Genomic DNA, 9,556 nt, shown 5'->3' with positions numbered 1-9,556 from the left:
CGCATCGAGATGTCGCCCTTCGGCGGCATCAAGGATTCCGGCCTCGGCTACAAGGAAGGCGTCGTCGAAGCCATGAAAAGCTTCACAAACGTCAAAACATGGTCAATCCCATGGACCGCGTGACCATTCCGGCCAGTTCGCCCCCCGGAATGCAGGTGCCCCGGGTCTTGGCGCGAGGCCCAGGGGTTCTGTTGCAAATTCCCTGGGCGCCGCGCGAAGTCGCGCAGCCTGACGGCGCGCGAACTGCTGACATTGGGACCGCACCTGGAACCGGACATTCATGCCAAGCCGAGTTCGCTCACATGATGCCAGTCTTGGCGAAGATATCGACGGTCGTCTGGCCGGCGAGAATCATCTCCCTGACGCTGTTCTCGCCGCGGACCTTGGCGAAGGCGGCCTCCAGCACCTCCTGCTCGCGCGCGGCCGGCACAATGACGACACCGTCGATGTCGCCAACGATGAGATCGCCGGCGCTGACGCGACAGCCATTGCGGAACTGGATGTCGCAGCGGAAATCGATCACACGGCCGCGCACGCGCTGATCCTGCGCATAGCTGCCTGCGGAAAAGATCGGGAATCCGAGCTGGAGGATCTCGCGCGTATCGCGGTGATAGCCGTCGAGCACCGCGCCGGTGGCGCCGAGCGTGCGAGCGCGCGTGCTCATCAGCCCACCCCAGAGCGAATAGGTCGGCGACGATCCGGTGCAGATATAGATCTCGCCCGGCTTCAGGCCGTCGAGCGCCTCGAACATCAGGCCGAAGGGCTTGGCCCCGCCATTCGCGGCGGCATCCACCGCGCAATCGGCTTCCTGCACCGTCATGGCGCGGCCGGCGATCATCGTGCCCGGCACCAGGGCCCGGATCTCCGGCGGCAGGAACTGGCGCGTCAGGCCGATCGCGTCCATCACGTCGCCGAGCACGGCGCTGTAGAGTTCCGTGCGGATGCGCTCGAAAAGCGGCTCCTCCACTGAGGCGGCAGGGTTCGTCATGGTCGTCTCCTTGGGCAGATCGGTCAGCGAAGGGTTCGGTAGGGTCCGAGCTGCGCGGCATGGCGCTGCACGAGGTCGAGCCCGAAGGCAGTGGGCCGCAGCGCCGGCGCGCGATCGTGGATGTCGATTCCGGCGCGCGCGCCGAACAGGCGCTTGCCGTAGCAGATCAGGCTTTCGAGCGACTGCATGATGAACACGATCGCCGGCAACGCCTCGCGATAGGCCATCTCCGCCCCGTACTCGTCCCCTGCGGTGAAGCGGTCATGCGCCGTCATCGCGTAGTCGATCGTATCGGGCGCCAGGATCATGCCGGCGCAGCCGGCGCGGAAATTGTCGACCAATTCGAGCCCGCCGCGGCCGTTCATCACCGGCAGCTGCCCGTCCGTGGCCTCGATCAGTTGATGGATGTCGGTCGCCGGGCCCTCGCCCTTGACCAGGCAGATATTCGGATGCTGGGCAACCAGTTCGCGGATGTCCTCGGCTGAGAGGCCGCGGCCCATATAGGCCGGCGCGTTCTGGATCGCGACCGGCAGCACCGTCGCCTCGGCGACGCGCCCAAAGAAGCGGATGTACTCTCCCGCGCCGAAACTCCCCACCATCGGCGGTTGCAGGATCACCCAGTCGGCTCCGACCGACTCTGCCGCCCGGACCTGCTCGATCTGCTCGGCCACCGACGAGCCGAAGATCGTAAAGGCCAGCGGCACGCGTCCGCCCGTATCCTCCGCGACCCATTCCATCACCATGCGCCGCTCGGCGATACCGAGCTTCGAGACCTCGGTCGCTAGCCCCAGCGCCGCCATACCGTGGACGCCGAGCCCGAGGCAGATCTCGATCTGACGGCGCATCGCCTCGCGGTCCAGGCGCTCCTGCGTGTCGAACAGCGCATAGACGATCGCGTGGATGCCGGTGAAAGGCGGCTTGAAGCCCATTTCGTTTCCTCCCTCGGCGAGGCGGCTTCGGAGCCGGCGCTACGCTCGCCTTCAATGATCATATGTTAAACATCAGATCAATGCTTGCGCGCAAGTCGCGGCCATGGCAGTTTCCGGGGCGCCGGACCGGATTCCGGAATCGCAGGGACACCAGATGCGGCGCGGAGCCAAACCCGGAAAGATCGGCACGATGGTCTCGGCGCTCGGCGCCGCAATCGTCCGCGGCGAGATCGCGCCGGGCTCCGTCCTGCCGCCGGAACACGAGCTGGAAACGCGCTACGGCGCCGGCCGCAGCGTCGTGCGCGAGGCGATGAAGACGCTCGCCGCCAAGGGCCTGGTCAGCGTGCGCCCGCGCCACGGCACGCATGTGCGCCCGGTCCATGACTGGACGCTGCTCGACCGCGACGTGCTCGGCTGGATGCGCACCGGCGATGGGCTGGACCGCGACCTGCTGATCGCGCTGGAGGAGACCCGCGCCATCATCGAGCCGGCCGCGGCGGCGCTCGCGGCCCACCGCGCGACGGTGGACGATCACCAGCGCATCACGGCGGCGCTCGCGGCGATGGCGGCCGGCCAGGACGATTCACAGGCAGCGATCGCGGCCGATAAGCAGTTCCACCTCGCGATTCTCGACGCCACCCACAACCCGGTCCTCCGCAGCTTTCGCGGCGCGATCGACGCGATCCTGAGTGCCGTCTTCGACGTCGCCGTCGGCGTGTTCGCCGGCAATCTGCCCAACCATGCTGCGGTCGCTCGGGCGATCGCGGATGGCGACGCCGCGGCCGCGCGGCAGGCCATGGAGAAAGTGCTCGGCTACACGCACGGGCATCTGCTGACGGACGGCATGGCCATGCCGCCGGAACCCAACAAGAAAATCATGATTCTGGGAGAAACATCATGACACTCAAGACTTTGATGCTGGCCGCCACGTTCGCGGCGACCGCCTTTTCCGCCTCGGCGGCCTGGCCCGAGCGGCCGATCACGCTGCTCGTGCCCTGGGCAGCCGGCGGCGGCACGGATGCGGTCGCGCGCATTCTCGCGGCCGGGCTGGAAAAGGAGCTCGGCAAGCCGGTCAACGTCGTCAACCGCACCGGCGGCGGCGGCGTGGTCGGCCACACCGAGATCGTAAACGCCAAGCCCGACGGCTACACCATCGGCCTCGCCACCGCCGAGGTGACGACCTATTACTGGTCCAACACCGCGCCCTTCACCTATGAGAAGCTGACGCCGATCGCGCTGGTGAACTTCGATTCCGCCGCCTTCAACGTCGCCGCCAACAGCCCCTGGGCCAATCTGCGCGCGGCCCTCGACGACATCCGCAAGCAGCCTGTCGGGCACTACAAGCTCTCGGGCATGGCGGCGGGCGCTGCCTATCACCTGGCCTTCGCCGGCCTGCTGCAGCTCGAGGGCATCAACCCGAAGAGCGTCACGGTGGTGCCCAGCCAGGGCGCAGCTCCCGGCTTCCAGGAGCTCGCCTCCGGCGGCGTGCAGATCGTCCCCTCCTCCCTGCCCGAGGGCAAGCCGATGTTCGATGCCGGCCGCGTCAAGGCGCTGGCGGTGATGTCGAAGGACAAGATCTCCGCCTTCCCGACGGTCCCGACCGTCAAGGACGCCATAGGCAAGGAGTATGAGGGCGGCACCTGGCGCGGGCTCGCGGCGCCCGCCGGCATCCCCGCCGATATCGCGGCGCGTCTCGTCGAGGCGACCGAGAAGGTCGCGACCTCCGACCTCTATAAGAATTTCCTCGCCGAGCGCGGCTTCGGCTACGCCTTCGCCAAGGGTCCGGTCTTCGGCGAGTTCCTGGCCAAGCAGCACAAGCAGAACAGCGAGATCATGGAGGCGCTCGGCCTGCGCCTGCGCAAGTAGCAGATCTGCTTTCGCCAACAGGCGCGCGCGGCAGTCTCTCCGCCGCGCGCCCGCTTCGTTACCGGCAGGCGAATTCATGAAATTCAACGATCTCTTCGGCGGCCTCGTGTTCCTCACCCTGTCCGCCTTCGTGGCGGCGGCGTCCTGGAACCTGCCGAACCCGTCCGAGCAGCCGCTCGGCCCCTCGGCCTTTCCGCTGATCCTCTCGGGACTGCTCGCGCTCTGCGCCGCGATCCTCGCCGTCAACGGCGCGCGCGTCGTCGAGCGGGGGCCGCTGCTCGCCCGCGCCGACTGGGCCCGAAATGGCGGCGCGCTCCTGCGCCTGCTGCTCGTCCCGGGCGCGGTGATCTTCTACATCTACGGCGCCGAACCGCTCGGCTTCCTGCTGACGGCGGCGTCGATCCTCGCCGTGCTCTTCCTGGTGGGGGGCGTGCGTCTCTGGCATGCGCTCGCGCTCGCCGTCGCGGCTGCGTTCGTCATGCATTCCCTCTTCTATCTCGGCCTCGGCGTGCAATTGCCGTGGGGGCCACTCGAACCGTTCCGCTGGTGAGGCCGCGATGCTCGACGCCTATGTGACCGCGCTCGGGATGGTGCTCGATCCCTATGTGCTCCTCGTCATCACCGCATCCGCCATCTACGGCCTCGTCGTCGGCTGCATCCCCGGCCTCTCCGCCACGATGGCGACGGCGCTGCTGGTGCCGCTGACCTTCTTCATGCCGCCGGTGCCGGCCATCGCCGCGATCGTCACCACCAGCACGATGGCGATCTTCTCCGGCGATATCCCCGGCTGCCTGCTCCGCATTCCGGGCACGCCGGCATCGGCGGCCTATGTCGACGATTCCTACAAGATGACCCTGCGCGGCGAGCCGGAGCTGGCGCTCGGCATCGGGCTCTGGTTCTCGGTGCTGGGCGGGCTCTTCGGCACCGCGGTGATGATGGTCGCTTCTCCCGCGATCGCCGATTTCGCGCTCGGCTTCGGCTCGGTCGAATTCTTCTGGATCGTCATGCTCGGGCTGGGCGGCGCGGTCTTCATCGGCTCCTCGACGCCGCTCAAGGCCTGCATCGCGCTGCTGATCGGGCTCCTGATCGCTACGGTGGGCATGAACAACCCAGCCGGCCAGCCGCGCTTCACCTTCGATTCGACCGAGATGCTCGGCGGCGTCTCGCTGATCCCGATGATGGTCGGCATGTTCGCCTGCTCGGAGGTGATGCGCCACATGGTCAGCGACGGCAGCGCTCCGCAGGTCGCGATCAGGAAGATCGGCCCGATCTTCGCCAATATGTGGCGGCTGACCAAGCAGTATCCCTGGCAGCTCCTGCGCGGCAGCGCGCTTGGTACGGTGATCGGCATCCAGCCGGGCAGCGGCGCCGACATGGCGGCCTGGATGTCCTACGCCATGAGCAAGCGGCTCTCGAAGGAGCCGGAGAAGTTCGGCACCGGCCATCCCGAGGGGCTGATCGAAGCCGGCGCCTCCAACAACTCCTCGCTCGCCGGCGCCTGGATCCCCGCGCTCGTCTTCGGCATCCCGGGCGACTCGATCACCGCCATCGCCATCGGCGTGCTGATGATGAAGAACATGGCGCCGGGGCCGACGATCTTCGTCAACAACCCGGAGAACGTCTATGCGCTGTTCCTGGTCTTCGTTATCGCCAACCTGCTGATGCTGCCGCTCGGCTGGGCGATCATCAAGGTCGCGACGCGCGTGCTGACGGTACCGCGCAAGATCCTGATGCCGATCATCCTGCTCTTCGCCATCGTCGGCTCCTACGCGATCAACAACTCGCTCTTCGATGTCGGGCTGATGCTCGCCTTCGGCGTGCTGGCCTTCGTGCTGGAGGAGAACGATTTCCCGGTCGCGCCGGTCATCCTCGGCGTCGTGCTCGGGCCCTTGCTGGAGGAGTACTTCATCAACTCGATGATCAAGTCCGACGGCAGGCTGATCGGCCTCGTCGACCGCCCGATCGCCGCGGTCCTCGCCGCGATCACCATCGCAATCGTTGGCTGGACGATCGTCGCTTCCATGAGAAGCGCCAAAGCCAACGAGCAACATGCGGAGGGGTGATCGCTCTGCGCTGGGCGTTGTCACATCAACTGTGGGCGGGCGCAAAGAGGTGTACTTGGCCTGGCGACAGGCTCAGGCGGTGACACCAGCGACAGCGCTCCAGTGTGCCATGGCGTCCAGACGATGCAACTGACTGGCCAGGGCAGAGCGGCGGGACCGGGGCGGGACGAACAGATTGCGGACGGCGGAGAAGATCGCGACGAACCGCTGCAGGCCCCCCGGGGAGCGAAAGCCCTGCATCGCCCGCTCGCGCTTTCGGAGCGGCCCGTGTGAGTTCTCGGCCCGGTTGTCGAGGCCCTTGTGCGCGCGATGCTCGATCGCCGGCCTGATCTGATACTTGACAATTGCGCTGCGCATCGGCCTGCCGTCAGGCCGGGCTGACTGTCTGCCGAGTCTGAAGCTGACCTGGCCGCGCAATCGTCGCATCGCCGCCGACATTGCCGCCCCGGACCTTGTTGGCGACATAGACGCGCGAGGCGGGATCGTCGCCGACCAGGATCACGGCCGGATGCGGCACGATGCCGGATCGCTTCCTAGGGAGCGGTTCAGGACGCAAATCAGGCACGGGCGGCCCGGTGCGGCTTCAGCGGAAGATGACGGTACGACAGCCGGCCAGCATCACCCGACGCTCGATGTGCAAGCGCAACGCGCGCGCCAGAACGACGGCTTCGATGTCCCGGCCGACGCTGACGAGATCGTCGGGAGCGAGCGAGTGCTCGGCGCGGGCCACGTCCTGTTCGATGATCGGACCTTCATCAAGGTCCGGCGTCACATAATGCGCGGTCGCCCCGATCAGCTTCACGCCACGCTCATAGGCCTGGTGGTAGGGCTTGGCGCCCTTGAAGCTCGGCAGGAAGGAATGGTGGATGTTGATCGCACGCCCGTCGAGGGCGCGGCAGAGGTCGTTCGACAGCACCTGCATGTAGCGTGCGAGCACCACGAGCGATGCGTCGACCTCGCCGACGATCTCGAGCAGCCGCGCCTCCTGCTCCGCCTTGGTCGCAGCCGTGACGGCCAGGTAATGGAACGGGATGCCGTAGCTCCTCGCCAACGGCTCGAAATCGCGATGGTTCGAGACGATGGCCGGAATCTCGATGTTGAGATTTCCCGTGGCCTGTCTGAACAGGAGATCGTTCAGGCAATGGCCGAAGCGCGAGACCATCAGGAGCACGCGCGAAGGGCGCGTCGCATCGACCGCGTCCCAGGTCATGCGGAAGGTCCCGGCGACGCCGTCGAATTCTCGACGGAACGCCGAATCGTCGAAGCGATCGCCCGCGGCGAAGGAAACGCGCATGAAGAAGCGCCCGTCGCGCGGGTCGCTGAACTGCGCGCTCTCGAGAATGTTGCAGCCGTGCCGGTAAAGCACGCCGCTGACTGCGTGCACGATACCGGGCCGGTCCTCGCAGGACAGGGTCAGGATGCGGGCTGGCTTCTGCACCAAGCTCTCCTTCTTCAGGAGGGGCGCAAACGGGGCGAGTTCGGTCATGTGTCTAGTTCCCGCGATGTCCCTTGCGGTCGAGCGGTGCCGCGAGGCTGGCGCTGACCGCAACCGGCGTCCCGGCGAGATCGATCGTCCAGCTCCGCGCGTCGAGCCAGGCCTGATCGATGGCCTCGTCGCTCTCGGCCCAGCCGAGTGCCACGATTCCGTCGAGAGTTGCGCCGAATGCCGCCGAAGTGATCTCGCCGACGGGCTTGCCGTCCGCCAGGATCGCCTCGCCGCCCCAGGCCATGGCTCCGTCCGGCCGGGGGCCGACGAGCGCGACGAGGCGTTTCGTGCGCGGAGCCGACCTGGCGGCGACAAGTGCCTCGCGGCCGAGAAAATCGCCCTTGTTCAGCTTCACTGCAAAGCCGAGCCCGGCTTCGTAGGGGTTGATGTCCGGCGTCAGCTCGCGCCCCCAGGCGCGGAAGCCCTTTTCAATGCGCAGCGCGTCGACCGCGTAATAACCGGCATCGACGAGGCCAAGATCGGCGCCGGCCTCGTGCAAGGTATCGTAGATGGCGAGCGCGAACTCGACCGGCACATAGAGCTCGAAGCCGTCGCCCAGATAGGAGCGGCGACAGGCCCATGTCGTCGCATAGCCGATCGTGATCTGCCGGATCGCATTGGCCGGAAAATCGGCGAGGTCGAAGGAGGTCGGCGAGACACGGCTCAGGATATCGACCACGCGGGGACCGGCGAGCGAGAGCACGGCATAGGACGAAGTGACGTCGGTCAGAGTCACGCCCGCCGGGAGCTGCCGCCGGATCCAGTGCGCGTCCCGCGTCGCCTGGGCAGTGCCGGTGAGAAGCAGGTAGGTGTCCGGCCCGATGCGGGCGGCCGTGAGGTCACTCTCGAAGGTGCCACGAGAATTGAGCAAGGCGGTGTAGACCGATGTGCCGACGGGCACCGCGACATCGTTCGCAGCGAGGCGCTGCAACGCCTCCTCGGCATCGGGCCCATGCAGCAGGAACTTTGCGAAGCTGCTCATGTCGACGATGCCGGCCGTCTCGCGACAGGCGCGATGCTCGGCTGCGACCGTTTCGAACCAGTTCTGGGTGCCGAACGCATAGCGGATCGTGCGTTCGTCCTCGGTCCGAGCAAAATAGTTCGCCCGCTCCCAGCCCATCTTGGAGCCGAACACCGCGCCCTTGGCAGCCAGCCGCTCATAGAGCGGCGAACGGCGGAAGGGCCGGGCACTATCGAGTTCGCGGTTCGGCCAGGGCATCGCGTAGTGGAGGCCCAGCGTCTCCTTGACGCGATCCTTCAGCCAGGCCGGGTTGTTGTTGAAGTCGGCAAAGCGGCGGATGTCGACGGGCCACAGATCGCTCGTCGCCTCGCCCTCGACGATCCACTCGGCAAGCGCCTTGCCAGCGCCGCCGGCCGAAGCGATGCCCATCGAATTGAAGCCGGCGCCGACATAAATGCCGGCCACCTCAGGCGCTTCGCCCAGAAGAAAGTTGTTGTCCGGGGTGAAGCTCTCGGGGCCGTTGAGGAAGGTCTTGACCTCGGCGGTCTCGAGCGCCGGCACGCGCTGCAGCGCGTTCTCCATCAGGATCGCGAACTGGTCCCAATCGTCGGGCAGGAGCTGGAACTCGAACGGGTACGGTATGCCATTCATGCCCCAGGGCTTCGCGTCGGGCTCGAATCCGCCCATGACGAGACCGCCAACCTCCTCCTTGTAGTAGGTATAGCCGTCGGGATCGCGCATGACGGGCAGATCCGGCGTCACACCCTCGATCTTGCCCGTGACGATGTACATGTGCTCGGCGGAATGCAGCGGCACGGAGACGCCACACATCTTGCCGACCGCACGTGACCATTGCCCGGCGCAGATCACGAGCACCTCGCATTCGACCCGGCCCTGATCGGTCTCGATCGCCTTGACCCGCCCCTTATGCGTCTCGACGCCGGTGACGCGGACGCCTTCGCGCACGATCGCGCCGCCATTTCTTGCCCCTCGCGCCAGAGCCTGGGTGATGTCGGCAGGGTTGGCCTTGCCGTCACCGGGAAGCCAGACGCCGCCGACAAGATCGTCGGTGCGCATGACCGGCCACTTGTCTCCGGCTTCCTTGGGACTCAGCTCCTCGATCTCGACGCCCTGAGCTCGTGCGGCCGAAATAGTCCGGCGAAGCTGCGTCATCCGTTCGGGCGTGCGGGCAACCGAGACCGAGCCGCAACGCTTCCAGCCGGTGGCGAGTTCCGTTTCCTTCTCCAGGGAGGCGTAGAGCTC

General features: G+C 66.8%; 10 protein-coding genes and 1 pseudogene. 5 read left to right on the top strand and 6 right to left on the bottom strand.

Going from position 1 to position 9,556, the window contains the following annotated elements; genetic code table 11:
- Positions 1 to 123: aldehyde dehydrogenase family protein (locus tag V6M56_RS20420; RefSeq protein ID WP_332686434.1), on the top strand; the 123-nt coding region annotated here is incomplete at its 5' end.
- Positions 124 to 298: 175 nt separating this feature from the next.
- Here V6M56_RS20420 and V6M56_RS20415 read toward each other — a convergent pair.
- A complete protein-coding gene (locus V6M56_RS20415; protein WP_332686432.1) occupies positions 299 to 988 on the bottom strand; it encodes an RraA family protein in 690 nt (229 codons plus the stop codon).
- A 23-nt stretch (positions 989 to 1,011) separates the two neighbouring features.
- Entirely contained in the window at positions 1,012 to 1,917 is a 906-nt protein-coding gene (locus tag V6M56_RS20410) for a dihydrodipicolinate synthase family protein (RefSeq protein ID WP_332686430.1), read from the bottom strand.
- Between the two features lie 190 nt (positions 1,918 to 2,107).
- Between V6M56_RS20410 and V6M56_RS20405 the strand changes: the two genes are divergently transcribed.
- The 4 genes from V6M56_RS20405 to V6M56_RS20390 all read left to right on the top strand — a co-directional run bounded on the left by V6M56_RS20405 (position 2,108) and on the right by V6M56_RS20390 (position 5,846).
- Positions 2,108 to 2,818 carry a FadR/GntR family transcriptional regulator gene (locus V6M56_RS20405; protein WP_332686428.1) on the top strand — a complete coding sequence of 237 codons (711 nt, stop codon included), beginning with the start codon at positions 2,108 to 2,110 and terminating at the stop codon, positions 2,816 to 2,818.
- Positions 2,815 to 3,783 (top strand): tripartite tricarboxylate transporter substrate binding protein, encoded by a 969-nt coding sequence (locus V6M56_RS20400; protein ID WP_332686426.1) that lies wholly within the window; start codon positions 2,815 to 2,817, stop codon positions 3,781 to 3,783. The genes V6M56_RS20405 and V6M56_RS20400 overlap by 4 nt, the downstream gene beginning before the upstream one ends.
- 76 nt (positions 3,784 to 3,859) lie before the next feature.
- On the top strand, positions 3,860 to 4,333 hold the full coding sequence (locus V6M56_RS20395; protein WP_332686424.1) for a tripartite tricarboxylate transporter TctB family protein: 474 nt from the start codon (positions 3,860 to 3,862) through the stop codon (positions 4,331 to 4,333).
- 7 nt (positions 4,334 to 4,340) lie between these two features.
- Positions 4,341 to 5,846 (top strand): tripartite tricarboxylate transporter permease, encoded by a 1,506-nt coding sequence (locus V6M56_RS20390; protein ID WP_332686422.1) that lies wholly within the window; start codon positions 4,341 to 4,343, stop codon positions 5,844 to 5,846.
- Between the two features lie 72 nt (positions 5,847 to 5,918).
- Here V6M56_RS20390 and V6M56_RS20385 read toward each other — a convergent pair.
- The 4 genes and pseudogenes from V6M56_RS20385 to V6M56_RS20370 form a co-directional block, all read right to left on the bottom strand.
- Positions 5,919 to 6,170 (bottom strand): annotated as a pseudogene (locus V6M56_RS20385) (DDE-type integrase/transposase/recombinase); the annotation flags it as partial.
- 43 nt (positions 6,171 to 6,213) lie between these two features.
- Complete coding sequence (locus tag V6M56_RS20380; protein ID WP_332686420.1) at positions 6,214 to 6,363, bottom strand: hypothetical protein; 150 nt, start codon at positions 6,361 to 6,363, stop codon at positions 6,214 to 6,216.
- Between the two features lie 66 nt (positions 6,364 to 6,429).
- The gene (gene purU / locus V6M56_RS20375) at positions 6,430 to 7,332 is read right to left on the bottom strand and encodes a formyltetrahydrofolate deformylase (protein ID WP_332686418.1); all 903 of its coding nucleotides are present in this window, start codon (positions 7,330 to 7,332) and stop codon (positions 6,430 to 6,432) included.
- Between the two features lie 4 nt (positions 7,333 to 7,336).
- On the bottom strand, positions 7,337 to 9,556 hold a 2,220-nt coding region (locus V6M56_RS20370), incomplete at its 5' end, for a GcvT family protein (RefSeq protein WP_332686416.1).

Source organism: Allobosea sp. (assembly GCF_036675845.1).
Lineage (GTDB): Bacteria > Pseudomonadota > Alphaproteobacteria > Rhizobiales > Beijerinckiaceae > Allobosea.
Note: the sequence above shows the minus strand (reverse complement) of the source record. Positions and strands in the feature narration are given on the sequence as shown.

What these genes read in the sequence shown, in the direction of transcription:
- V6M56_RS20415 (WP_332686432.1), bottom strand. Translation starts at nt 988, where the DNA reads ATGACGAACCCTGCCGCCTCAGTGGAGGAGCCGCTTTTCGAGCGCATC.
- V6M56_RS20410 (WP_332686430.1), bottom strand. Translation starts at nt 1,917, where the DNA reads ATGGGCTTCAAGCCGCCTTTCACCGGCATCCACGCGATCGTCTATGCG.
- V6M56_RS20405 (WP_332686428.1), top strand. Translation starts at nt 2,108, where the DNA reads ATGGTCTCGGCGCTCGGCGCCGCAATCGTCCGCGGCGAGATCGCGCCG.
- V6M56_RS20400 (WP_332686426.1), top strand. Translation starts at nt 2,815, where the DNA reads ATGACACTCAAGACTTTGATGCTGGCCGCCACGTTCGCGGCGACCGCC.
- V6M56_RS20395 (WP_332686424.1), top strand. Translation starts at nt 3,860, where the DNA reads ATGAAATTCAACGATCTCTTCGGCGGCCTCGTGTTCCTCACCCTGTCC.
- V6M56_RS20390 (WP_332686422.1), top strand. Translation starts at nt 4,341, where the DNA reads ATGCTCGACGCCTATGTGACCGCGCTCGGGATGGTGCTCGATCCCTAT.
- purU (WP_332686418.1), bottom strand. Translation starts at nt 7,332, where the DNA reads ATGACCGAACTCGCCCCGTTTGCGCCCCTCCTGAAGAAGGAGAGCTTG.